This is a genomic window from Sphingomonas sp. KR3-1, from assembly GCF_040049295.1.
Classification (GTDB): Bacteria; Pseudomonadota; Alphaproteobacteria; order Sphingomonadales; family Sphingomonadaceae; genus Sphingomonas.
Window position 1 is genome coordinate 2,368,471 of sequence record NZ_JBDZDQ010000001.1, and the last position, 23,051, is coordinate 2,391,521.

Sequence of the window (23,051 nt, forward strand, 5' to 3'; positions counted from 1 at the left end):
CCCGCAATGGCAATTCAGATTCGCACCAGCCTCGAAGAGCCCGAGACCGGGCAGGCCTTCGTTCCGCATCGCCCTCAGCGCCCCGACAAGCTCGAGGGCGGGCGGCCGTTCAAGCTCGTCAGCGAGTATGAGCCTTCGGGCGACCAGCGGTTCGCGATCCCCGAGCTGGTCGAGCAGGCGCGCCAGGGCGAACGCGACCAGGTGCTCCTGGGTGTAACGGGCTCGGGCAAGACCTATACGATGGCCAAGGTGATCGAGACGCTGCAGCGCCCCGCGCTGGTGCTCGCGCCGAACAAGATCCTGGCGGCGCAGCTCTATGGCGAGATGAAGTCGTTCTTCCCGGAGAACGCGGTCGAGTATTTCGTCAGCTACTACGATTATTACCAGCCCGAGGCCTATGTCGCCCGCTCGGACACGTACATCGAGAAGGAAAGCTCGGTGAACGAGGCGATCGACCGGATGCGGCACTCCGCCACGCGCTCGCTGCTCGAGCGCGACGACGTGATCATCGTGGCCTCGGTCTCGTGCCTGTACGGCATCGGCTCGGTCGAAACTTATTCGGCGATGATCTTCGACCTCAAGAAGGGCCAGGTGGTCGACCAGCGCGAGATCATCCGCAAGCTGGTCGCGCTGCAGTACAAGCGCAACGACGCCGCCTTCGGGCGCGGCGCGTTCCGGGTGCGCGGCGACAGCCTGGAGATATTCCCGTCGCACTATGAGGACAGCGCCTGGCGGGTGAGCTTCTTCGGCGACGAGATCGAGGAGATCACCGAGTTCGACCCGCTGACCGGATCGAAGGTGGCGAGCCTCGACTATGTCCGCGTCTTCGCCAACTCGCACTATGTCACGCCCGGGCCCACGATGAAGCAGGCGATGGAAGGCATCCGCCACGAGCTGACCGAGCGGCTGAAGGAACTGGAAGCCGAGGGCAAGCTGCTCGAGCACCAGCGGCTGGAACAGCGGACGAACTTCGACCTGGAGATGATCGCGGCGACCGGCAGCTGCGCGGGCATCGAGAATTACTCGCGCTTCCTGACCGGCAGGCTGCCGGGCGAGCCGCCGCCCACGCTGTTCGAATATCTGCCCGAGAACGCGCTGCTCTTCGTCGACGAGAGCCACCAGACGATCGGCCAGATCAACGGCATGTCGCGCGGGGACCATCGCCGCAAGGTTACGCTGGCCGAATATGGCTTCCGCCTGCCGAGCGCGATCGACAACCGGCCGCTCAGGTTCAACGAGTGGGAGGCGATGCGCCCGCAGACGGTCTATGTCTCGGCGACGCCGGGCGGCTGGGAGATGGAGCAGACCGGCGGCGTGTTCGTCGAGCAGGTGATCCGCCCGACCGGCCTCATCGATCCGCCGGTGGAGATCAAGCCGGTCGAGGAGCAGGTCCAGGACCTGATCGTCGAGTGCAAGAAGACCACGGCGCTGGGCTATCGCACGCTGGTGACGACGCTCACCAAGCGCATGGCCGAGGACCTGACCGAATATATGCACGAGGCGGGCGTGAAGGTCCGCTACATGCACTCGGATACCGAGACGCTGGAGCGCATCGAGCTGATCCGCGATCTCCGCCTGGGGGTCTATGACGTGCTGGTCGGCATCAACCTGCTGCGTGAGGGCCTCGACATCCCCGAGTGCGGGCTGGTCGCGATCCTCGATGCCGACAAGGAAGGCTTTCTGCGCAGCGAGACCTCGCTGATCCAGACGATCGGCCGCGCGGCGCGCAACGTCGAGGGGCGGGTGATCCTCTATGCCGACCGGATGACGGGATCGATGGAGCGCGCGCTCGCCGAGACCGGGCGCCGCCGCGAGAAGCAGGAGGAATATAACCGCGAGCACGGCATCACGCCGGCGACGATCAAGCGCAACATCGGCGATATCATCGCGCATGTGGCGTCGAAGGATCAGGTCACCGTCGAGATCGACGAGGACCGGCCGCACATGGTCGGCCACAATCTGCGCGCCTATATCGAGGAACTCGAGAAGAAGATGCGCGACGCCGCGGCCAACCTCGAGTTCGAGGAAGCCGGGCGGCTGCGCGACGAGATCCGCGCGCTCGAGCAGGAAGAGCTCGGCCTGCCGGCGGGTGAGCACAAGGCGCCGATCATGGGGCGGAGCAATGAAGGCAAGCCGGGCACGCGCAAGACGCGGTACGGGAAGACGCAGAAGAAATGGGGTAGCCGGCGTTAGCCACGAACCCGTTACTGCCCCGGCGATTGCTGTGATACACCGGTCGTCCTGTGGCAATTCCGCGGGGGCAAGATGGCGACATTGGCAGCGCGCAGCGGGTTTCGATTGAACGACGAGCGCCGGTTCTTCGGCGGCATGGCGCTGTTGATGGTGGTGCTCACCTTTATCGGCTTCGCGCCCAGCTACTATCTCTCCGAGGTGTTCGGCGGGCGTCCGCTCTCGCCGGTGCTGCACATCCACGGCGTGGTCTTCACGGCGTGGATGCTGCTGTTCGTCGTGCAGACGGGGCTGGTTTCCGCCGGGCGCAGCGATCTCCACCGCCTGATCGGTCCGGTCGTCGCGGTGCTGGCGGTGGCGATGGTGCCGCTGGGCGTGGCGACGGCGATCCTCGTCAAGCAGGCGATCGCGGCGCATCACCTGCCGCCGTCCGGGCCGCCGTTGATCTTCCCGCTCGGCGCGATCTTCACCTTCGCGGTGCTGACCGCCGCGGGGATCGCGATGCGGGCGAGGTCGGCCTGGCACAAGCGCCTGATGCTGCTCGGCACGATCGCGATCCTGACCACCCCGCTCGCGCGGATCACGAAATTCTCGCACCTGCCGCTGATGCCCGCCTATGGCGGCATCCTGCTTACCGATATCCTGCTGGCGATGCTCGTGGCGTACGACCTGCGCACGCGCGGCAAGCTGCACCCGGCGACGCTGTGGGGCGGCGGATTCTTCCTGCTGACGCAGGTGGCGCGGGTTGTGCTCAACCTGACGCCGGCCTGGCAATCGCTCTCGCACAGCGTGACGGGATAGCGTTCCCTTCGGCGCCGGGAAGCGTCGATCCGCCGTCGCGGCGGTTGAGCCTGCCGGACACTTCCCCCATAAGGCCGGCCATGCGCCGTACCCTGCTCGTCTTCGCCTCCGCGCTTGCCATTGCGGGCTGTTCGGAAACGCCGCACGTCGTGCCGCCGCCGGCACCGCCGCGGCCTGTCCCCACGCCCACGCCGACCCCCGCGCCGGTGGCGACGCCGACGCTGGCCGCCGACTGGCGCGACTGGCCGCTGACTCCTGGCAGCTGGGCATACAGGCAGGACGGGCGCGGATCGGTCGCGCTGTTCGGCGTGGCTGGCGGCGAGGCCGAGCTCATCCTGCGCTGCGATGCCGCGCGCGGGCGCGTGGTGCTGTCGCGCAAGGGCGCGGGCGTGGCGAGCCTGACGCTGCGCACCACCAGCACGCTGCGCCAGCTGCCGGTCCAGCCGCTGCCGAGCGGGACTACTGCCTGGCTCGCCGCGGATCTGGGGCCGCGCGATTCCGCGCTCGACGCGATGGGCTATAGCCGCGGGCGGTTCCTCGTGGAGGGCAATGGGCTGCCGACGCTGGTGGTGCCCGCCTATGCCGAGATCCTGCGCGTCGCCGAGGATTGCCGCGGATAAATCGGGCCCGCTCGCGCATTGATGCGGCGAGAGGAGAAGGCCATGATCCGCAAGCTCAAATCGGGCGAATTCCGGCTCTATTCGCGCAAAGTCGACCCCGATACGCACAAGCGCCGCAACCTGGGCACGTTCGACACGCGCGCGGCAGCCGAGAAGCATGAGCGCGAAGTGCAGTATTTCAAGCGCCACTGAGCCGGCACGGACGGCCTAGCCGGCGGGAATGGTTGCGCTACCGAAAGGGCGCGGCGCCCGGTTTCAGGCCCAGAATTCCAGAATCGCTCATAAAAAGATTTTATACAAGACTTGTTCTGCGACTCGCGGTGATTCAAATAGTTGGCGTGCCCACAACGGCACGTGCTCTTCAACTGGCGAAAGGAGGTGATCCGATGTCTCATGGTTCAGCAATGGGGTCGGTTCAGTTCGTTCGGGAGACGCACCGCTAAGCTTCTGACGCGATCGGAAGCCCTCCGATCGTAAGGCGCCGGGAGGTATTCTCCTCCAATCAACGGCGCCAGTCCGAAGCAAAGCGGTCCGCATGGTCTCCCGGGCTGGAGCTTCCGGCCGCTGACCATGTCGGAGGTCGCCGGGTCGTCGGGAGACGCCCCGGCGACCTCTTTCATTTTGGGCATCTTTCCTTTCCGGCGTCGTGAAACGACGCGCAGTCCCCGCGCAGGCAGGGATCCCACGCACCCAGCAGCAGCACCACCCTCAAGTCACCGGCAGCGATTGCTGGTGGTGGAAGAAGTCCTGCGGGTCCCATTGCTGCTTGATCGCGACCAGGTTGCGCGGGTTGGCGCGGAAATTGTCGAGGAAATACAGCCGCAGCGCCTGGTCGACATTGCCGGTGGCATAGGAGCCCAGCGACAGGTCCGGATAGTTGAAATAGCAGCCATCGACCACGCCATCCGGGTCCAGCGCCGGGTCCGGCACGCCGCCGGTCGCCGCATAGACGAAGGCGTAGAACTCGTCGATCCAGGCGAGATGCGCCTGCGCCTGGGCTTCGTCCGCCGGGGACAGCGGGCCGCCGGGGGGCGAGGCGTTGTTCCAATAGGTCTGGTATTGCAGCTTCATGATCGAGCTGCGCTGCGGCACCGCGGTCGCCGTCGGATCGACGGTGTTGATCGCCCCGCCATAGCTGTCGACCTGGAGCAGGCTCTGCGCCATGTCGCTCGCGTCCAGGCCCGGCGGCACGGTGTTCAGCCATTGATAGATCGTGCTCGCCTGCGCGGGCGGGAAGGCCGCCTTCATATAGGCGGACTTGTACTTGCCGAACTGGTTGGGCCCCGAGCCATTGAGCGTCTGCAGCGCCTCGAGATAGGTGAGATGCTGGATGTCCTCGCTGGCCAGCATCGAGGTCATCAGGCCGGGATGGCCGCCGAGCGGACGGATCAGCGGGCTGGACGGCGCGACCTCGCGCAGGCGGCGCTTGAGCTGCTCGGCCTGGGCGGCGGCGCGGGCGCGGTGCGCGGCCTTGCTGGTGCCCGGCGGCGAGACGCTCTGATAGATCAGCCCGATCTGCCCCGCCGCGACATGGTTGAGCTTGAGCAGGCTGAAGTCGGTCTCCGGCATGTCGCTGACGACCTTCGCGTAGAGCGCGAGCAGCGCCGTGAAGGCGCTTTCGGGCACGTCGCTCCAGTTCCAGGCCAGCGTCCATAGCGAGGCATGGTCGGGCGCGTCGGGCAGGGTGGCGAAATAATAGCGCACGATCACGCCGAAATTGCCGCAGCCCGCGCCGCACAGCGCCCAGAACAGGTCCTGCTCGGCCGGGTCGCTGCTGGCGGCGGAGACGTGGCGCAGCGTCGCGGTGCCACTGCCGGCATCCCAGGTGACGATGTCCACCCCGGTCAGCCAGTCCACCGTCAGCCCGTGCAGCCGCGAGAGCAGGCCATAGCCGCCGCCGGTGATGTGCCCGCCGGCGCCGACCGAATAGCAGGAACCCGCCGGCAGCGTCTTGCCGAAGCCGTTGAGCAGGGTGCGGTAGACGGTCCAGTTCTCGGACCCGGCATCGACGAAATAGCCAAGCTGCGGATCGAGGCCGACCTGGTTGAGCGCCGACATGTCGATCACCGCGCGGGTGGTGTCGTTATAGGCGAAGTCCTCATAGCAATGCCGGCCCGAGACGATCTTGACGTCGGCGCCATAGGCAGCGAGCGCGGCCTGGACGCAGGGGGCGACGTCGTCGAGGCTGGCCGGCACATAGACCGCCGCGAGGTTGGGCGCATACCAGCGCCGATCGAAGCCCTGGCGGTCGCTGGTCATCACCGCGTCGCCGCTACGCGTGGGGAAATCGCTCATCTGGCACCCTCCCGGCGCATCGGCGCGCCCGGGCGGACTATGCCGCGAAATCCGGCGCCAGTCCGAAGGGATGGCGCCGGATCGGGCGTAACTAGGCGCTGCCGGTCAGCAGATTGTAGCAGTCGGTGGCGAAGTCGTCATAGACGCCCGAATAATCGAGCAGCAGGACGTTCGGCTTCTGCACCGCCTGGGTGACGCCCTGGATCGCCGATTGCCCCTTCCACCAGTCCTTGTACGCGGCGGTGAACACCGAATTGAGATGCGACGCGCCGTCCTTGTTCTGGCTTTCGCCATTGGGCGTGGTCACGTTTGAATAGCCGAGGATCGCCTGGCTCACCCAGAACAAGTCCAGGTCGCGGCCGTCCGATCCGGTATCGACCAGATAGTTCTGCTGATCGGCGAGCGTGTCGTCGATCAGCGTGCTCCAGCTGTGGAGCCAGTATTTATAATCCGAGAAGCGATCGCGCAGATATTGGCTCCAGTCGAAATACCAGCCGTCGTTGGTACCCGGGAACGCCTTGTCGTTGATGATCGCGAGCGCGCGCTGGTTCGTTTCGATGCACTTGCCGTAGGTCGGCATGCCGCCAGGAATGTAGAGCAGGTCGTCGTTCGCCGGCACCCCGCCGAAATCGCGCTTGAGGCAGGAAAGGAAATCGGCCGCGTCCTGTTCCGTGAAGCTCTGGTTCCACACCGAGGTGAAGTCCTGGAAGCAGATCAGCACCACTTCTTCCTGGTTCGCGCGCAGGAAGGTGACGATCTCGTCGAACAGATAGGTCGTATTCGGGTCCTTGGTCATCGCGGTATAGGGATTGTCGCGGGATTCGTCGGAGCCGTGATGCGAGAAGAACACGCCATTGTCGACGCGCACGCGGAAATCGAAATAGCGCACGCCGATCGCAAGCTGCTCGGCGATCGAATAATGCTGCGTCTTGCTCTTGACGTTGATGCCGCCATAGGAGCCGGCATCGTGACTTCCCGGGAGCGGGAACTGGCACATCGGAATATCGGCTATCGCCATGTTGCTACCGTAGGCGAGGCTCATCCATCGGGACTTGTCGATGCTCATCCGTTCGATTCCTTGCTGGGGATGGTGCGTTACGGGCGCGCAACGAGCCAATAGCATAGCGGTGTTCGCCGCGGGGGCGGTGCCACCGATCCGGACGGAAAAAACCGGGCGCCAGGGGTGCAGACAGCGTCTGCCCGGCCTTCGCCGCGATGGCGCTTGTGGACGAGACGTCGGAGGGATCAGCCGATGATCGGGTATTTGTCCCGAAGCCGATCGGCGACGCGTTCGACCGCGCTGTTCTCGCCGGCATCGCCGCCGGGAGTGATCGACCAGTTGCAATGCGGGTGGGTCTCGGCGCTGTAGAGCTTCACCGGGCCGATGACGTTGCGCCAGCGCCGGCGGGTGCCGCCGACTTCGCGCAGCAGGATGGCGAGGAACTGGTCGGTGATGTCGTGGACGGTCATGCGCCTTCCGCCGCCAGGCCCTTGAGCCGGTAGAGCATTTCCAGCGCCTCACGCGGGGACAGACTGTCGATGTCGAGCGTGCCGAGCTCGCTGCGCAGCGCATCGACCTGTTCCGCTTCCTCGACCGCCATGGCAGCGAAGAGCGGCAGATCATCGAGCCCGGCGGCGAGCCCGCCGGTGGCGGCGCGGCCCGCCTCGAGCTTGTCGAGCACGGACTTGGCGCGCTTGATCGTGACGGGCGGCAGGCCGGCGAGGCGAGCGACGGCGAGGCCGTAGCTGCGGTCGGCCGGGCCCTGCGCGACTTCATGGAGCAGGACGAGGTCGCCCTTCCATTCGCGGGCGCGGACATGGTGGAGGGTGAGCGCGTCGCAGCGCTCGGCCAGCCGGGTCAGCTCGTGATAGTGGGTGGCGAACAGGCAGCGGCAGCGGTTGTCCTCATGGATCGCCTCGACCACCGCCCAGGCGATGGCGAGGCCGTCATAGGTCGAGGTGCCGCGGCCGACCTCGTCGAGGATCACGAAGCTGCGCGGGGTCGCCTGCGCGAGGATCGCGGCGGTCTCGACCATCTCGACCATGAAGGTCGAGCGGCCGCGCGCGAGATTGTCCGAGGCGCCGACGCGGCTGAACAGGCGATCGACCATGCCGAGCGTGGCACGGGTGGCGGGGACGTAGGAGCCGGCCTGGGCGAGGACGGCGATCAGCGCGTTCTGGCGCAGGAAGGTCGACTTGCCGCCCATGTTGGGGCCGGTGACCAGCCAGAGGCGGCTGGCTTCGGAGAGGTTGCAGTCATTGGCGACGAAGCGGCCGCCGCTCTTCGCCACCGCTTCCTCGACCACCGGATGGCGGCCGCCCTCGATCTCGAAACAGGCATGCTCGACGAGATGCGGGCGGGCCCAGCCACCCTCGGCGGCGCGTTCTGCCAAGCCCGCCGCGACGTCGATCCGGGCGAGCGCATCGGCGGTGCGGGCGATCGGCTCGCGGGCGGAAAGCGCGCGGGCGGTGAGCTCCTCGAGATGCGCGGCCTCGGCGGCGAGCGCGTGGGCACCGGCCTGGGTCACCTTGACCGCGACGTCGTGCAGCTCGGGCGCGTTGAAGCGGACCACGCCGGCGAGCGTCTGGCGGTGGGTGAAGCCGCTATCCTGCGCCATCAGCGGATCGGCGTTCTTCGCCGGCACTTCGATATGATAGCCGAGCACGCCGTTGTGGCGGATCTTGAGCGCGTTGATGCCGGTGCGCGCCTTGTACTCGGCCTCGAGCGCGGCGATGGCGCGGCGGCCGCCGGCGCCGGCATCGCGCAGGTCGTCGAGCGCGGCGTCATAGCCCTCGGCGATATAGCCGCCCTTGTCGGCGTCGACCGGCGGCTCGGGGACGAGCGCGCGGGCAAGCAGGTCGATCAGCGCGCCGTGCCCGCGCATCTGCGGGACGAGGTCGGCGAGCAGCGGCGGAATGCCGGTCGCGTCGAGCCGTTCGGCGAGGCGCCAGGCGCCGTCGAGCCCGTCGCGCAGCTGGCCCATGTCACGCGGGCTGCCGCGCCCGGCGGCGAGGCGGCCGAGCGCGCGGCCGATATCGGGCATCGCCCGCAGCGCGCCGCGCACCATGTCGCGTAGCAGCGCGTCGTCATGGAAATGGGTGACGAGATCGAGCCGCGCCTCGACGCTCGGCCGGTCCATCAAAGGGGCGGCGATGTCGCTGCCGAGCAGGCGCGCGCCGGCGCCGGTGACGGTGCGGTCGACGCTGTCGAGCAGGCTGCCGCGGCGGGTGCCGGCGCTGCTGAGCGTGAGTTCCAGGCTCTCGCGCGTCGCCGCATCGATCGCCATCGCCGCTTCGGTGCGCGAGAGGCGGGGCGGGCGCAGGAAGGGGAGCGCCCCCTTGGCGGTATGCTCGAGATAGGCGGCAAGACCTCCGGCTGCGGCGAGCGCGGCGCGGGAGAACTGGCCGAAGCCGTCGAGCGTGGCGACGCCGAACAGGCGCTTGAGCCGGGCCTCGCCGCTCGCGCTGTCGAAGTCGAGCTTCGGGCGGGTGATCGTGGCGAGCTCGGCGAAGGCCGATCCGTCCGCCACTGCCGTCTCGGCGGGGTTGAGCCGGGCGATCTCGGCGCCGGCGCGGTCGGCGGTGGTCTCGATGATCTCGAAGCGGCCGGTCGAGATGTCGGCGCAGGCGATGGCGACGCTGCCGCCCGCCTCGCCGATCGCGGCGCACCAGTTCGCCGTGCGGCTGTCGAGCAGCGCCTCCTCGGTGAGCGTGCCGGCGGTGACGACGCGGACGATCGCGCGGTTGACCAGCGCCTTGGAGCCCATGCGCTTGCGCGCTTCCTCGGGCGTCTCGGTCTGGTTGGCGATCGCGACGCGGTGGCCGGCCTTGATCAGCCGGGCGAGATAGCCCTCCATCGCGTGGACCGGCACGCCGCACATCGGGATGCGCTCGCCGTCATGCTCGCCGCGCGCGGTCAGCGCGATGTCGAGCACCGCGCTGGCGATCCTGGCGTCGTCGAAGAACAGCTCGAAGAAATCGCCCATGCGATAAAAAAGCAGGCAATCTTCCGCTTCCGCCTTCAGCGCGAGATATTGCGCCATCATCGGAGTGGGGGCAGCGGAGGACATGATCGGGGACGTAGCGGAACCCGATCTGCGATCAACTCCCCGCACCGGGTTTTCTTGGGGACAAGTCGCCTCTAAGGGGTGAGGCGATCAGGAGAGAGAAATGTCCGAGGAATCGAACGTCCAGTTTTCGGAGCGCGAGGCGCTGCTGTACCACTCCGAGGGGCGGCCGGGGAAAATCGAAGTCATCGCCTCCAAGCCGATGGCGACGCAGCGCGACCTGGCGCTGGCCTATTCGCCGGGCGTGGCCGTGCCCGTGCTCGCGATCGCCAAGGATCCGGCGGCGGCCTATGACTATACCGCCAAGGGCAACCTGGTCGCGGTGATCTCCAACGGCACGGCGATCCTGGGCCTGGGCAATCTCGGCGCGCTCGCCTCCAAGCCGGTGATGGAAGGCAAGGCGGTGCTGTTCAAGCGCTTCGCCGATGTCGATTCGATCGATATCGAGCTGAAGACCGAGGACGTCGACCGCTTCATCGACGCGGTCGAGCTGATGGAGCCGAGCTTCGGCGGCATCAACCTGGAGGACATCAAGTCCCCCGAATGCTTCGTGATCGAGCAGACGCTCCGGGAAAAGATGAACATCCCGGTGTTCCATGACGACCAGCACGGCACGGCGATCATCGCCGCCGCGGGCCTGATCAACGCGCTCCACCTGACCGGGCGCGACATCAAGGACACCCGCGTGGTGATGAACGGCGCCGGCGCCGCCGCGATCGCCTGCGCCGAGCTGATCAAGGCGATGGGCCTGCCCAGCCAGAACCTGCTGATGCTCGATCGCACCGGGGTGATCTACCAGGGCCGCGAGGGGATCAACCAGTGGCAGTCGGCGCACGCCGTCGCCACCGAACGCCGCACGCTCGCCGATGCGCTGGAGGGCGCCGACGTGTTCATGGGCCTGTCGGCCGCCGGCGCGCTGCCGGCCGAGCTGCTCAACCACATGGCGCTCAAGCCGATCATCTTCGCGATGGCCAATCCCGATCCCGAGATCACCCCGCCCGAGGCGCGGGCCGCACGGCCGGACGCGATCATCGCCACCGGGCGTTCGGACTATCCGAACCAGGTCAACAACGTGCTCGGCTTCCCGTTCATCTTCCGCGGCGCGCTCGACGTGCGCGCGACGACGATCAACGATGCGATGAAGATCGCCGCGGCGACCGCGCTCGCCGAGCTGGCGCGCCAGCAGGTGCCCGAGGAAGTCGCGGCCGCGTACGGCGTGCAGCACAGCTTCGGCCCCGATTATATCATCCCGGCGCCGTTCGACCCGCGGCTGATGGAGCTGGTGCCCGCCGCCGTCGCCCAGGCGGCGATGGATTCGGGCGTGGCGACCAAGCCGATCACCGACATGGCCGCCTATCGCCAGTCGCTGCGTGCGCGCCTGAACCCGACCACGTCGGTGCTCAGCCTGGCCTATGAGGGCGCGCGCGCCAATCCGAAGCGCGTGATCTTCGCCGAAGCCGAGGAAGAAGTCGTGCTGCGCGCCGCGATCGCGTTCAAGGACGGCGGCTATGGCACGCCGGTGCTGGTCGGGCGCGAATCGGTGCACGAACGGCTGAAGGCGCTCGGCGCCAACCCGGACGAGTTCGAGCTGCACAACAGCGTCAATTCGCCGCTGGTCGATCAGATGGTCGAGTTCCTCTATTGCCGGCTGCAGCGCCGCGGCTATCTGCGCCGCGATTGCGAGCGGATGGTCAACCGCGACCGCAACATCTTCGGCGGCCTGCTGCTCCAGCTCGGCCATGCCGATGCGATGATCACCGGCGTGACGCGCACCTGGGCCGAATCGATGCGCCAGGTGAAGCGCGTGATCGACCACCGCCCGGGCCAGACGCCGTTCGGGATGCACGTGCTGGTCGGCCAGTCGCACACCGTGTTCATCGCCGACACCACGGTGAACGAGCGGCCCAATGCGGAGGAGCTGGCCGACATCGCCGAGGGCGCGGCCACCGTTGCGCGTCGCATGGGGCATGAGCCGCGCGTCGCCTTCCTCAGCTATTCCAACTTCGGCAACCCCGAAGGCCAGTGGCTCGACAATGTCCGGGGCGCGATCAAGGTGCTCGACGGGCGCGCGGTCGAGTTCGAATATGAAGGCGAGATGTCGCCCGACGTCGCGCTCAACCCGCGCCAGCTGGCGAACTATCCGTTCGCGCGGCTCTCGGGCCCGGCGAACGTGCTGATCATGCCGGGGCTCCAGTCGGCCAACATCTCGGCCAAGCTGCTGCGCGAGCTGGGCGGCGACTCGACGATCGGCCCGATGCTGATCGGCATGGAGAAGCCGGTGCAGATCGCGCCGATGACCGCGACGGCGAGCGAGCTGGTGACGCTGGCGGTGCTGGCGGCGGGCGGGATCGCGCGCTGAGTTAGTCACGCAAAACACCTCTTGCCTGCTACATTTGTAGCATGTTACAGATGTAGCAGGTTGGAGGAGATCGAGTCGTGATCGAATCGCTGCCGCGCCGCGAGCGCGATGTATTCGAGGCCTTGTGCAGCCTAGGCGAGGCGACCGCAGCTGCGGTGCGCGGCGCGCTGGCCGATCCGCCGAGCGACTCCGCGGTGCGTACGCTGCTCGGGCGGCTCGAGGCCAAGGGGCTGATCGGGCATCATTCGGTCAACCAGGCCTATGTCTATGCGCCGGTGCCGCAGGCCGATGCAGTGGCCGAGACCGCGCTGCAGCGACTGGTGCAGACCTTCTTCCAGGGATCGGCGGCGCGCGCTGCCACCGCGCTGCTCGGCATGGAACAGGGGCTCAACCCGCAAGAGATCGACGAACTCCAGCGCGCGATCGACAAGGCGCGGGGAGAGGCGAAATGATCGCGCCGCTGCTGATCGAGCTGGGCTGGAAATCGGCGCTGGCCTGTGCGGTGGCGCTGCTCGCCAGCCAGGCCCTGCGGGGCCGGCCCGCCGCCCAGCGCGTGGCGATGCTGCGCGCCGGCATTGCAGCATTGCTGCTGCTTCCCCTGCTGATCCTGACCGTGCCTGCGCTCGAGATCGCGGTGCTGCCTGCCGTGGCGCCGCTGCCGGACCTGCCGCTTGCGGAGATCGCGCCGGCGCCTGCCGTGCCCGAGGCGCCGGAAATCGACTGGCTTGCCCTGGCCTATGCGGCCGGCGCCGGAATCGTGCTGCTGCGCCTCGCCATCGGGCTCGCCATGCTGCATCGCTGGACCCGCCATGCGGTGCCCGCCTCCAACCGCGTGTGGCTGGAGGCGATCGCGCGGGCCGCCGAACCCTTGAAGCGGCCCGTGCGACTACTCGTATCGCCCCGCATTGCCTCGCCGCTGAGCCTCGGGATCGCGCCGGCGACCATATTGATCGGCCCGGAGACCGAGCGCTGCGCCGATCGCGCAGCGGCGGTGATCGCGCATGAGATCGCGCATGTCCGGCGTTTCGACTGGCCGGCGATGCTGGCCGCACGGCTGGCGCTCGCGCTGTTCTGGTTCAACCCGCTCGCCTGGCTGCTCGCCGCCGAGCTGGGGCGCCAGACCGAGCTGGCGGCTGACGAGGATGCGGTTCGCCACGTCGCCCGCGCCGATTATGCGCAGGCGCTGCTTGCGGTGGCCGGCGGCGGTGGCGCGCATGGCGCGTGCGGCATGGCGGTGACGCGGAGCGCCCTGGCGCGGCGGATCCGGCGCGTACTCGACGCCACCCCTGCCAGGCCAGCGAGCGGGCTGCTCTGCACGGCGCTGATCGGCTGCATCCCGCTCGGGATCGCGCCGCTCGCCGCGATGCAGCTGGTGCCGGCGCCTGCGGCACCCATGCCCGCACCGATGCTCAAGACACGCCAGCAAGCGCCGTCGCCTGCGCGCATGCCGGCGCCGGAAGCGCAGGCGGCGCAGGAAGCCGTCGCGGCGCCCAGGCCACGCCGCCTGCCGCTGAAGCGGATGCCCGCTGTCGCCGCCAGGCTCAAGACTCTGCCGGCAACTGCGCCCGAGACTGAGGCATCAGCCGGGTTCGCGCCCCGCTTCGAGGCCAGGATGGCGCGCTGGCGGAAGTCCTTGCGGGTGCCCGATGGCCCGCCAGCGCCGGGCGTCGAAGCGACCGGGCTCCGCCGCGCCAAGGCCAGCCTGGCAGCGCAACCCGCGACAAAGCCGCTGCCAGTGAAGACCGTGTGGAGTGCGGGTCCCGATGCGCGGGCGCAAGAGGCGCAGCGGATGGCGGCGGCGAGCCAGCTGCGCGCCCAGGCGCAGAGCTATCGCAACCAGGCACGGGACGAGAGCCTCTCGCCCGATATCCGCCAGAGCTACGGCAAGGTCGCGGAGTCGCTGCGCGACAATGCCGACCGGCTCGAGCAGCAAGCGAAACAGATGAAGACCGGCTTCTAGGCCGGCCCCAACCCCGATCACCGAACCAAAGCGCGGCTTTCGCGCCACGGGGCCGGCTTGCCCGGCGACCAGAAGGGAGAATGACGATGCGTTCGATCCTGTTCCTGCCCCTGATCCTCGTCGGCGCCTGCGCGGCGCGGGTCCCCGCCTCCGAACCCGCGGTGCGGCTGGCCTATGCCGATCTCGCGATCGACACCGAAGCGGGCCGCGATGCCCTGCGCGATCGCGTCGATGCTGCCGCACGGGACTTTTGCCGCGCGCATGGCAAGGAAGTCACGCCGCAGCTGATCCGCACCGAGACGGGCTATTGCATCGACGCGGTGCGCCAGTCGCTGCTCGACGAGATGCCGGACGCTGTGCGCAGGGCCTGGCGGCGCTAGCCCTCGATACTGCCGCCCAGGCTGGCATTGACCAGGCCGCCGTCGACGGTGAGCGTTTCGCCCACCACATAGTCGCCGGCGCGGCTGGCGAGGTAGATGGCGGCGCCCGCCATGTCCTCGTCCACGCCGATCCGCCCCGAGGGGATGCGCTTGGCGACGCCGTCGCCATGGTCGCGCGCGGCCTTGTTCATGTCGCTGGGGAAGGCGCCGGGGGCGAGCGACGAGACGACGATGCGGTCCTGGATCAGCCGCGCGGCCATGCGGCGGGTGAGGTGGATCAGCGCGGCCTTCGACGCCTGGTAGCTGTACGTCTCCCAGGGATTGACGCGCTGGCCGTCGATCGAGGTGATGTTGATCACCTTGGCCGGGCGCGCTTCGGAGGCTGCGGCCTTGAGCATCGGGTGCAGCGCCTGGGTGAGGAAGAAGGGCGACTTGACGTTGAGGTCCATCACCTTGTCCCAGCCGCTCTCGGGAAATTCGTCGAACGGCACGCCCCAGGCGGCGCCGGCATTGTTGACGAGGATGTCGAGCCTGGGCTCGAGCGCGGCGAGCTTTTCGGCCAGCGCCTTGCAGCCATCGACCGTGGAGATGTCGGCGGGCAGCGCGATGCAATTGGGGCCGAGCGCGGCGGCGGTCTCCTCGCATGCGGCGGCCTTGCGCGACGAGACATAGACCTTGGCGCCCTGGGCGACATAGCCCGCCGCGATCATCCGGCCGATGCCCCGCGAGCCGCCGGTGACCAGGGCGACGCGGCCGTCGAGGCGGAATAGGGTAGTGGTGTCCATTCTAAGCTCCCTCTCTCCGTTTGCGGGGAGAGCGCAGGGGAGAAGGCTCGTTGCGCCCGCTCCTCCATGCCCCTGTCCCCGGCCCTCTCCCCTGAAGGGGAGAGGGAGATTTCTACCCGCCGCGCTTGAGCGTCTCGCGGGCGATGATCAGCTGCTGGATCTGGCTGGTGCCTTCATAGATCCGGAACAGCCGCACGTCGCGGTACAGCCGCTCGATGCCGTAATCGGCGATATAGCCGGCGCCGCCGAAGATCTGCACGGCGCGGTCGGCGACGCGGCCGACCATCTCGCTGGCGAAATACTTCGCTGCGGCGGCTTCCATCGTGGTGTTCTGGCCGGAATCCTTGGCGGCGGCGGTCTCGAGGACGAGCGCGCGGGCGGCGAGCGCCTCGGTCTTGGAATCGGCGAGCATCGCCTGGATCAGCTGGTGCTCGGCGATCGGCTTGCCGAATTGCTTGCGCTCGCTTGCATAGGCGACGCAGTCGGCGATCAGCCGCTCCGCCACGCCGACGCAGACCGCCGAGATGTGCAGCCGGCCCCGGTCGAGCACCTGCATGGCGATCTTGAAGCCCTCGCCCTCGGCGCCGAGGCGGTTGGCGGCGGGGACGGGGGTGTCGTCGAAGATCACGTCGGCGACGCGCGCGCCCTTCTGGCCCATCTTCTTCTCGGGCTCGCCGATGCTGATGCCGGGCAGGTCGCGCGGCACCAAGAAGGCCGAGACGCCGCGGCCGCCGGGCTCGTCGCCGGTGCGGGCCATCACGGTGAACAGCGCGGCCTTGTCGGCATTGGTGATGAAGCGCTTGGTGCCGGTGAGGCGGTAGACCTCGCCATCCCGCACTGCCCGGGTCTGCACCGCGCCGCTGTCGGAGCCGACATCGGGCTCGGTAAGGGCGAAGCTGGTGACGATCTCGCCGCTGGCGATGCGGGGCAGCCACTGCGCCTTCTGCTCGGCGGTGCCGGCCATCACCAGGCCCTGGGAGCCGATGCCGACATTGGTGCCGAAGCTCGAACGGAAGGCCGGCGTGGTGCGGCCGAGCTCGATGGCGACCGTGCACTCCTCGAGCATGGTCAGCCCCAGGCCGCCATAGTCCTCGGCGATCGACAGGCCGAACAGGCCGAGCGCTTTCATCTCCTCGGTCACCACCGAGGGAATCGCATCCTCGGCCTCGACCTCGGCTTCCAGGGGGCGCAGCCGCTCGGCGACGAAGCGGCGGATCGTCTCGATCAGCGTGTCGAAGACTTCGGGGTCGAGTGCCATGTCCTACGTTCCTCAGGTTCGAACCGGGACGCTATACCGCCCGCACGGTGTTGGGCAAGCCATACCCGATGTTCCAATCGGTGGCGGTTGACCCTCGACCCGCGCCACCTATGCTGCACGCCACAAGGGTCGGAGAAGATGATGCAGGGCACGGCAACCAACCACGCGGCAGTGCCCCCGATGCGGCGGATCCGCACGCCGATCATGCTCGCTTACGGCTTCGGCACGGTGGCGTACGGCGTGAAGGACTTCTGCTTCTCGACCTTCCTGCTCTTCTACTTCAACCAGGTGCTCGGGCTGCCCGCCACCGAGGTCGGCTTCGCGATCATGTGCGCGCTGCTGCTCGATGCGGTGGCCGACCCGGCGATCGGCTTCCTGTCGGACCGGACGCGCAGCCGCTGGGGGCGGCGGCATCCCTGGATGTACGCCTCGGCCATCCCGATCGCGCTCGGCTGGGTGCTGCTGTGGAACCCGCCGGCGCTCTCGAATGCGCACCTGCTGCTCTGGGTGTTCGCCCTGTCGGTGGTCGTCCGCACCGCCGTCTCCGCCTATGAAGTGCCGAGCCAGGCACTGACTCCGGAGCTTTCCGCCGACTATGAGGAGCGGACGCGGATCATGGCCTATCGCTTCCTGTTCGGCTGGGCCGGCGGGCTGGCGATGATGATCCTCGCTTATGCCTGGCTGCTCGGCCCCTCGCCGGGCCACCCCAACGGCCAGCTGGTGCGCAGCAACTACCCGGCCTTCGCCGCCGTCAGCGCCGGGATCATGGCGTTCGCCATCCTGACCTCGGCGCTCGGCACGCATGGCGAGATCAACCGGCTGCCCCGTGCCGAGACGCGCCGCCAGTCGCTGGGCGCGCATTTCGGCGAGCTGATCGCCACGGTGAAGAACCGCGCCTTCCTGGTCCTGATGGCGGCGGGGCTCTGCTATTACTGCGCCCAGGGCGTCAGCTTCGCGCTGTCCTCCTACATCTATGCCCATGTCTGGCGCTTCCAGAACCAGGACTTCACGATCATCGCCTTCTCGCTCCTCGTCGGGGCGTTCTTCGCCTTCCTGATCGCGCCGCGGATCTCGCGCCGGCTGGGCAAGCCCCGGGCGGCGATGTGGCTGATGGCGGCGGCGGCCTTCTGGGTGGCGCTCCCCTATGTCCTGCGGCTTGCCGGGCTGTTCCCGGCACCGGGCAACCCGTGGATGCTGCCGTCGCTGTTCGCCATCTACGCCGCCAACGTCACCTGCAGCATCGGGGCGACGATCCTCGGCTCGTCGATGATGGCCGATGTCGTCGAGCAATCGGAGCTGGAGACCGGGCGCCGCAACGAGGGCGTGTTCTTCGCCGGCGCCTTTTTTGTGCAGAAATGCTGCAGCGGCCTGGGCATCTGGGCGACCGGCATGCTGCTCGACCTGGTCGACTTTCCGGCCGCGGCCAAGGTGGGCCAGGTTGCCCCCGCGGCGGTCGACCGGCTGACCATCCTGTTCTCGCTCCTCTACGCCGTGCTCGCCTTCGCCGCGGCGGCGCTCTACCGGGCCTTCCCCTTCGGCAAGGCCGAGCATGAGGCGCGGGTCGCCAGGCTCGCTGCCCGCAACGGCGAAATGCCCGCCGAGGGCTGACCCCTCGGCGGACATCCTTTCCTCCCCAGGAAAGTCGGACCTCAGGCCACGCGGCCGAGGCGGTGATAGAGGTTGGCGTATTTCACGCTCTCGGGCGCGTCCTTCACCTTCTCGAGATGGGTCGCCACCGCGTCGCGGATCAGGCGGAAATCCTCGGTCGAGAAGACGGCGCGGCTACGTTGCGGTTCGGTCATGACGATGGCTCCTTTCTACGCGGCTTCGGTGGTGAACTGGGCGGTTTCGGTGCTCTCGGCGAGCGCGGTGGTGCTGCTCGATCCGCCCGCCAGCGTGGTGGCGATCGCATCGAAATAGCCGGTGCCGACTTCGCGCTGGTGGCGCGTCGCGGTGTAGCCATTGGCCTCGGCGGCGAACTCGGCCTGCTGCAGCTCGGAATAGGCCGCCATGCCGCGATCCTTGTAGCCGCGGGCCAGCTCGAACATGCCGTAGTTGAGCTGGTGGAAGCCGGCGAGCGTGACGAACTGGAACTTATAGCCCATCGCGCCGATCTCGCGCTGGAACTTGGCGATGTCGTCCTTGTCGAGGTTCTTCTCCCAGTTGAAGCTGGGCGAGCAATTGTACGCCAGCATCTTGTTGGGGAACTCGCGCTTGATCGCCTCGGCGAAGCGGCGGGCATCGTCCATGTTGGGCTTCGAGGTTTCCCACCACAGCAGGTCGGCATGCTCGGCGAACGCCAGGCCGCGCTTGATGCAGTGATCGACGCCGGTGCCGTCCTTGAGGCGGAAGAACCCTTCGGGGGTGCGCTCGCCGGTGAGGAACTCGCGGTCGCGCTCGTCGACGTCCGAAGTGATCAGGCGGGCGCTCTCGGCGTCGGTGCGGGCGCAGATCACCGTCGGCACGCCGGCGACGTCGGCGGCAAGGCGCGCAGCATCGAGGTTGCGGATATGCGCCTGGGTGGGGATCAGCACCTTGCCGCCGAGATGGCCGCACTTCTTCTCCGAGGCGAGCTGGTCCTCATAATGCACGCCCGCAGCGCCGGCGGCGATATAGGCCTTCATGATCTCGAAGCAGTTGAGCGGCCCGCCAAAGCCGGCCTCGGCATCGGCGACGATCGGCATGAACCAGTCGCGCTGGGCGCCGCCTTCCATATGCTCGATCTGGTCGGCGCGCTGGAGCGTGGCGTTGATCCGCTTGGCGAGCTCGGGGCCGGCATTGGCGGGGTAGAGCGATTGGTCGGGGTACATCTGGCCGGCGGTGTTGGCGTCCGCCGCGACCTGCCAGCCGGAGAGGTAGATCGCCTTCAATCCGGCGCGGACCATCTGCATCGCCTGGTTGCCGCTGAGGGCGCCGAGCGCGTTGATGTAATCCTCGGTGTTGAGCAGCTCCCAGAGCTTGAGCGCGCCGCGGCGGGCCAGCGTGTGCTCGACGGCGAGCGACCCGCGCAGCCGCTCGACATCCGCCGGCGTGTACGGACGGACAATGCCGTCGAACCGGCCGGTGGGGGCGGGGATCAGGTCTTCGAAGCGGGTCGGCATTGTCATTTCCTTGACTGGATTGCCCGGCTTGTATGGATATTCCTTGACTCGCTTGACGAGGGTCTTTGCAGCTTTGGCAGGGTCACGGTGTAGGCAAGGGTTTTGCTCCGATTGAAAATATGTAAATAATTTACAATGTGGTTCGACTCGACTGAATCGAACATAAGTGGAACATTGCGTGTAGGACAGCCGCACTTTCCCTCTCCCGCTTTTGCGGGAGAGGGACGCCGAGCGTGGCGAGGCAGGGTGAGGGTCAGTGAGGGAGGCAGGCGCGTCGCTCGCTGCCCGCATAGACCCTCACCCTTCCGCCGACTTCGTCGGCTCCCTCCCTCTCCCGCGAAAGCGGGAGAGGGAATGAAGAAGGAAGACAGGTGGCCGAACAGAAGCTTTTCGCGGGGCATGCCGTCCGCCGGCTGCGGCGGACGCTGGCGCTGACCCAGGCGGCGATGGCCGAGGCGCTGGCCGTGTCGGCGAGCTATCTCAACCTGGTCGAGCGCAACCAGCGGCCGGTGTCGGCGACGCTGATGCTGCGGCTCGCCGAGGTGTACGACTTCGATCCGCGCAAGCTTGCCGCGGCCGAGCCCGGCGGCGGCGTCGAGGCGCTGCGGCGGCGGCTGGCCGATCCGCTGTTCGCCGATCTCGAGATCGACCGGCAGCAGATGGAGGAATGGCTGGCGGGGGCGCCGGGCGGGGCGGAGGCGTTCGCGCGCGCCTATGACCGGATCGGCGGCGGACCGGTGGCGGAAGAGGGCGCGGGCGATCCGGCGCGGCAGGTGCGCCGCGAAGTCGAGCGCTGGCGCAACCATTTCGCCGATCTCGACGCGGTGGCCGAAGCGCTGGCCGACGAACTGCGCCAGGCGGCGGGCGATCCCTATGGCGCGATGGCCGAGCGGCTGCGCGTGAAGCATCAATTGTCCGTGCGCATCCTGCCGGCGGACGTGATGCCGGGGCTATTGAAGCGGCTCGATTACCATGCCCGGCAGGTGCAGCTTTCCGAGCTGCTCGACGGCGCGGGACGGACCTTCGCGCTGGCCGAATGGCTGGCGAGCGAGGCGCGCGGCGAGATCGAGGCGCTGGTGCGCGGCGCCGGGCTCGATCGTGCCGGCGAGCGGCTCTATCGCCGGCATCTGGTGAGCTATTTCGCCGCGGCGCTGGTGATGCCCTATGGCCGCTTCCTGCGCGCCTGCGAGCAGAGCGGCTATGAGCTGGAGCTGCTCCAGCGCCGCTTCGGAGCGAGCTTCGAGCAGGTCGCGCATCGGCTGACCACCTTGCAGCGCGTCGGCGCGCGCGGGCTGCCCTTCTTCCTGATCCGCATCGACCGGGCCGGCCAGGTCTCCAAGCGCTTCGCCGGGGCGAGCGGATCGCCGCTGGTCGAGGGGCCGGGGCTGTGCCCGCTGTGGAACCTGACCGAGGCGTTCGGCCGGGCCGACGAAACGCTGGTGCAGCTGGTCGAGACCGAGGATGCGGCGCGCTGGTTCACGCTGTCGCGGGCGCGGACGCCGCAGGGCGCGCGCGGGGTGAAGGCGCGGTTCGCGCTTGGCATCGGGCTGGCGGCGGGCGAGGCCCGGGCGCTGAGCGCGGCGCGCGGAGTCGATCTGGGCGGCGAGGCGGTGCCGGTCGGGCTTGGCTGCCGCGCCTGCACCCGGCCCGATTGCCCGCAGCGAAGCGCGCCGCCGGCCGGCCGCGCGGCGCTGGCCAACGAGCGCGAGAGCGGGGTCACGCCGTTCGGCTTTGCGAGGGATTGAGCGGGGATTTCCTGGCGACCGGCTAGCCTTGGCTCCGGGAATTTGTCTTGCGATCCACGCGCATTGCACGCCGGCCGCTCTCTATTCGCAAGGTTAACGAGAGATTGCACCAATTGCGACCCAGTTCGTAACCCGCGCTTGTTGCGCTGTTCGGAGCGTGTCATCTCATCGCCGTAAGGCAATATTTTTTCGGCGATTTTTATATCCGGGGGGATTACATGGCTACCACTGCGCCTGCCGTAAAGAGCTTCAAGGAACCGTCGCTGGCGATCGATGACGATACGATCAGGCAGGCCGCATCCGATCATGCGCCGCCGGGCAATCCGTTGTTCGCAGATATCACAGCGGGCACGACGATCACCCTGACCGAGATCCAGTTCCGCATTTTCAGAGACGTGTTCCAGAACGTCGCGCTTCTCGCCAACGATCTGGGCTATGGCTGGGTCGGCGGCATCAACGGCGCGAATGTCGGCGACGACTATACCTATGTCCCGCCCGGCACCACCGTCACGGGCAGCGGCGGCTATACCATTACCGGCCCGGCCTATATGCCCAATCTTCATGCGGAGGGCAACAATCCGGCAGGCGATGGCTATGACGGCGACATGCGCACGTCGATCGAGTTCATCGACGTCACCGTGATCAGCAAGGATAGCAGCGCGGGCGAGCCAGTCATCACCACCGATACCGCGCCTTCGCAGATCACGACCTATGAGGTCGACAATCTCGCCGGCGGCACCCCGGTGGAAACCATCTTCACCAACACCGTCTTCTCGCAGAGCCAGATCGGCGCCGCGCTGAGCCAGGACTGGTCGGAATCCTTCCACCTCGATTTCAGCTCGACCCAGACGTTCAGTGCCGGCGGCGGGATGTTCCCCAAGGCATCGCTGTCCATCACCGAGAGCGTCGGCGGCTCCAAGACCGATGGCGGCTCGCGCCAGAGCACAAACAGCGCGACGAGCGGCGTCACCGACGAGCACAGCTTCTCCCACGCCACGCCGGCGGGCACGGCGGGGAAATATGAGATCGTCGCCACCAAGGGCATGGTGGTGCTGCCGTTCAGCGCCAACTCGCAGCTTGCCTTCGGGATCAAGATCCACGGATTCCTTCGCTGGGGCGGCGGTCAGCGCTTCGTCGGCGGCACCAATTACCACAATGATTTCAGCGGCAGTGGCGATCGGCCGATCGTCGACGCCATCTTCGGCGGCAAGGATAGCGCCGGCAACTTCGCCCACTTTTCCGAGGTATTGAAGGAGCAGATCGAAGAGGACGCGGCGCCCTGGGCGTGGAACGAGCTTTTCGCGCAGGATCGTGGAGGCGCGCAAGCTTCGCCTCCGCACGGGGTCGCCGGATCGCTGGGCCGCACCAACGAGCTGATCCGCAAGGGCGATACCGACACCGTGTTCCCGGCCTGTGGCGCTATGACCCAAATCACGCGCAACGATGTGAAGTTCCGGGTGATCAGCGAGGACGCGCCGATCCCCTCCTGA

19 protein-coding genes are annotated in these 23,051 nt (G+C 67.9%); 11 read left to right on the top strand and 8 right to left on the bottom strand.

Annotated features, from left to right (window positions below):
* Positions 1-6: 6 nt before the first annotated feature.
* The 4 genes from uvrB to ABLE38_RS11740 all read left to right on the top strand — a co-directional run bounded on the left by uvrB (position 7) and on the right by ABLE38_RS11740 (position 3,803).
* Positions 7-2,193, top strand: a complete 2,187-nt coding sequence (gene uvrB, locus ABLE38_RS11725; protein WP_348974320.1) for an excinuclease ABC subunit UvrB — start codon at positions 7-9, stop codon at positions 2,191-2,193.
* Positions 2,194-2,265: 72 nt separating this feature from the next.
* Positions 2,266-2,991 carry a hypothetical protein gene (locus tag ABLE38_RS11730; RefSeq protein ID WP_348974321.1) on the top strand — a complete coding sequence of 242 codons (726 nt, stop codon included), beginning with the start codon at positions 2,266-2,268 and terminating at the stop codon, positions 2,989-2,991.
* A gap of 80 nt (positions 2,992-3,071) precedes the next feature.
* Positions 3,072-3,611, top strand: coding sequence for a hypothetical protein (locus ABLE38_RS11735; RefSeq protein WP_348974322.1), 540 nt, complete (start codon positions 3,072-3,074; stop codon positions 3,609-3,611).
* Positions 3,612-3,653: 42 nt separating this feature from the next.
* Positions 3,654-3,803: a hypothetical protein gene (locus ABLE38_RS11740; protein ID WP_348974323.1), complete on the top strand. Its 150-nt coding sequence runs from the start codon at positions 3,654-3,656 to the stop codon at positions 3,801-3,803.
* 516 nt (positions 3,804-4,319) lie between these two features.
* Here the strand turns inward: ABLE38_RS11740 and ABLE38_RS11745 are convergent.
* The 4 genes from ABLE38_RS11745 to mutS all read right to left on the bottom strand — a co-directional run bounded on the left by ABLE38_RS11745 (position 4,320) and on the right by mutS (position 9,952).
* Positions 4,320-5,906, bottom strand: coding sequence for an FAD-binding protein (locus ABLE38_RS11745; protein WP_348974324.1), 1,587 nt, complete (start codon positions 5,904-5,906; stop codon positions 4,320-4,322).
* A gap of 91 nt (positions 5,907-5,997) precedes the next feature.
* On the bottom strand, positions 5,998-6,972 hold the full coding sequence (locus ABLE38_RS11750) for a hypothetical protein (protein ID WP_348974325.1): 975 nt from the start codon (positions 6,970-6,972) through the stop codon (positions 5,998-6,000).
* 179 nt (positions 6,973-7,151) lie between these two features.
* Positions 7,152-7,376: a hypothetical protein gene (locus ABLE38_RS11755; protein ID WP_348974326.1), complete on the bottom strand. Its 225-nt coding sequence runs from the start codon at positions 7,374-7,376 to the stop codon at positions 7,152-7,154.
* The gene (mutS, locus tag ABLE38_RS11760) at positions 7,373-9,952 is read right to left on the bottom strand and encodes a DNA mismatch repair protein MutS (RefSeq protein WP_348974501.1); all 2,580 of its coding nucleotides are present in this window, start codon (positions 9,950-9,952) and stop codon (positions 7,373-7,375) included. Before mutS ends, ABLE38_RS11755 begins: the two co-directional genes overlap by 4 nt.
* Positions 9,953-10,076: 124 nt before the next feature.
* Between mutS and ABLE38_RS11765 the strand changes: the two genes are divergently transcribed.
* The 4 genes from ABLE38_RS11765 (at position 10,077) to ABLE38_RS11780 (ending at position 14,672) form a co-directional block, all read left to right on the top strand.
* Entirely contained in the window at positions 10,077-12,332 is a 2,256-nt protein-coding gene (locus tag ABLE38_RS11765; RefSeq protein ID WP_348974327.1) for an NADP-dependent malic enzyme, read from the top strand.
* A gap of 77 nt (positions 12,333-12,409) precedes the next feature.
* A complete protein-coding gene (locus tag ABLE38_RS11770) occupies positions 12,410-12,784 on the top strand; it encodes a BlaI/MecI/CopY family transcriptional regulator (protein ID WP_348974328.1) in 375 nt (124 codons plus the stop codon).
* Positions 12,781-14,292, top strand: a complete 1,512-nt coding sequence (locus ABLE38_RS11775) for a M56 family metallopeptidase (protein WP_348974329.1) — start codon at positions 12,781-12,783, stop codon at positions 14,290-14,292. Before ABLE38_RS11770 ends, ABLE38_RS11775 begins: the two co-directional genes overlap by 4 nt.
* 86 nt (positions 14,293-14,378) lie before the next feature.
* Positions 14,379-14,672, top strand: a complete 294-nt coding sequence (locus ABLE38_RS11780; protein WP_348974330.1) for a UrcA family protein — start codon at positions 14,379-14,381, stop codon at positions 14,670-14,672.
* On the opposite strand, the gene ABLE38_RS11785 is transcribed toward ABLE38_RS11780, so the two are convergent.
* Both ABLE38_RS11785 and ABLE38_RS11790 read right to left on the bottom strand, forming a co-directional pair.
* The gene (locus ABLE38_RS11785) at positions 14,669-15,457 is read right to left on the bottom strand and encodes an SDR family oxidoreductase (RefSeq protein ID WP_348974331.1); all 789 of its coding nucleotides are present in this window, start codon (positions 15,455-15,457) and stop codon (positions 14,669-14,671) included. The two genes, ABLE38_RS11780 and ABLE38_RS11785, sit on opposite strands and share 4 nt — an antisense overlap.
* Before the next feature lie 112 nt (positions 15,458-15,569).
* Complete coding sequence (locus ABLE38_RS11790; RefSeq protein WP_348974332.1) at positions 15,570-16,715, bottom strand: acyl-CoA dehydrogenase family protein; 1,146 nt, start codon at positions 16,713-16,715, stop codon at positions 15,570-15,572.
* A gap of 141 nt (positions 16,716-16,856) precedes the next feature.
* On the opposite strand from ABLE38_RS11790, the gene ABLE38_RS11795 reads away from it, so the two are divergent.
* On the top strand, positions 16,857-18,323 hold the full coding sequence (locus ABLE38_RS11795; RefSeq protein WP_348974333.1) for an MFS transporter: 1,467 nt from the start codon (positions 16,857-16,859) through the stop codon (positions 18,321-18,323).
* 41 nt (positions 18,324-18,364) lie between these two features.
* On the opposite strand, the gene ABLE38_RS11800 is transcribed toward ABLE38_RS11795, so the two are convergent.
* A complete protein-coding gene (locus tag ABLE38_RS11800) occupies positions 18,365-18,517 on the bottom strand; it encodes a hypothetical protein (protein ID WP_180147184.1) in 153 nt (50 codons plus the stop codon).
* 15 nt (positions 18,518-18,532) lie between these two features.
* Positions 18,533-19,816: an isocitrate lyase gene (gene aceA / locus ABLE38_RS11805; RefSeq protein WP_348974334.1), complete on the bottom strand. Its 1,284-nt coding sequence runs from the start codon at positions 19,814-19,816 to the stop codon at positions 18,533-18,535.
* 371 nt (positions 19,817-20,187) lie between these two features.
* Here aceA and ABLE38_RS11810 point away from each other — a divergent pair, with 371 nt between their 5' ends.
* Both ABLE38_RS11810 and ABLE38_RS11815 read left to right on the top strand, forming a co-directional pair.
* Positions 20,188-21,561 carry a short-chain fatty acyl-CoA regulator family protein gene (locus ABLE38_RS11810; protein WP_348974335.1) on the top strand — a complete coding sequence of 458 codons (1,374 nt, stop codon included), beginning with the start codon at positions 20,188-20,190 and terminating at the stop codon, positions 21,559-21,561.
* A gap of 218 nt (positions 21,562-21,779) precedes the next feature.
* Complete coding sequence (locus ABLE38_RS11815) at positions 21,780-23,051, top strand: aerolysin family beta-barrel pore-forming toxin (RefSeq protein WP_348974336.1); 1,272 nt, start codon at positions 21,780-21,782, stop codon at positions 23,049-23,051.

Excerpts from the sequence above, each read along its gene's own strand:
- uvrB (WP_348974320.1), top strand. The coding sequence starts at position 7 with ATGGCAATTCAGATTCGCACCAGCCTCGAAGAGCCCGAGACCGGGCAG.
- ABLE38_RS11730 (WP_348974321.1), top strand. The coding sequence starts at position 2,266 with ATGGCGACATTGGCAGCGCGCAGCGGGTTTCGATTGAACGACGAGCGC.
- ABLE38_RS11735 (WP_348974322.1), top strand. The coding sequence starts at position 3,072 with ATGCGCCGTACCCTGCTCGTCTTCGCCTCCGCGCTTGCCATTGCGGGC.
- ABLE38_RS11740 (WP_348974323.1), top strand. The coding sequence starts at position 3,654 with ATGATCCGCAAGCTCAAATCGGGCGAATTCCGGCTCTATTCGCGCAAA.
- ABLE38_RS11745 (WP_348974324.1), bottom strand. The coding sequence starts at position 5,906 with ATGAGCGATTTCCCCACGCGTAGCGGCGACGCGGTGATGACCAGCGAC.
- ABLE38_RS11750 (WP_348974325.1), bottom strand. The coding sequence starts at position 6,972 with ATGAGCATCGACAAGTCCCGATGGATGAGCCTCGCCTACGGTAGCAAC.
- ABLE38_RS11755 (WP_348974326.1), bottom strand. The coding sequence starts at position 7,376 with ATGACCGTCCACGACATCACCGACCAGTTCCTCGCCATCCTGCTGCGC.
- mutS (WP_348974501.1), bottom strand. The coding sequence starts at position 9,952 with ATGATGGCGCAATATCTCGCGCTGAAGGCGGAAGCGGAAGATTGCCTG.
- ABLE38_RS11765 (WP_348974327.1), top strand. The coding sequence starts at position 10,077 with ATGTCCGAGGAATCGAACGTCCAGTTTTCGGAGCGCGAGGCGCTGCTG.
- ABLE38_RS11775 (WP_348974329.1), top strand. The coding sequence starts at position 12,781 with ATGATCGCGCCGCTGCTGATCGAGCTGGGCTGGAAATCGGCGCTGGCC.
- ABLE38_RS11780 (WP_348974330.1), top strand. The coding sequence starts at position 14,379 with ATGCGTTCGATCCTGTTCCTGCCCCTGATCCTCGTCGGCGCCTGCGCG.
- ABLE38_RS11785 (WP_348974331.1), bottom strand. The coding sequence starts at position 15,457 with ATGGACACCACTACCCTATTCCGCCTCGACGGCCGCGTCGCCCTGGTC.
- ABLE38_RS11790 (WP_348974332.1), bottom strand. The coding sequence starts at position 16,715 with ATGGCACTCGACCCCGAAGTCTTCGACACGCTGATCGAGACGATCCGC.
- ABLE38_RS11795 (WP_348974333.1), top strand. The coding sequence starts at position 16,857 with ATGCAGGGCACGGCAACCAACCACGCGGCAGTGCCCCCGATGCGGCGG.
- ABLE38_RS11800 (WP_180147184.1), bottom strand. The coding sequence starts at position 18,517 with ATGACCGAACCGCAACGTAGCCGCGCCGTCTTCTCGACCGAGGATTTC.
- aceA (WP_348974334.1), bottom strand. The coding sequence starts at position 19,816 with ATGCCGACCCGCTTCGAAGACCTGATCCCCGCCCCCACCGGCCGGTTC.
- ABLE38_RS11815 (WP_348974336.1), top strand. The coding sequence starts at position 21,780 with ATGGCTACCACTGCGCCTGCCGTAAAGAGCTTCAAGGAACCGTCGCTG.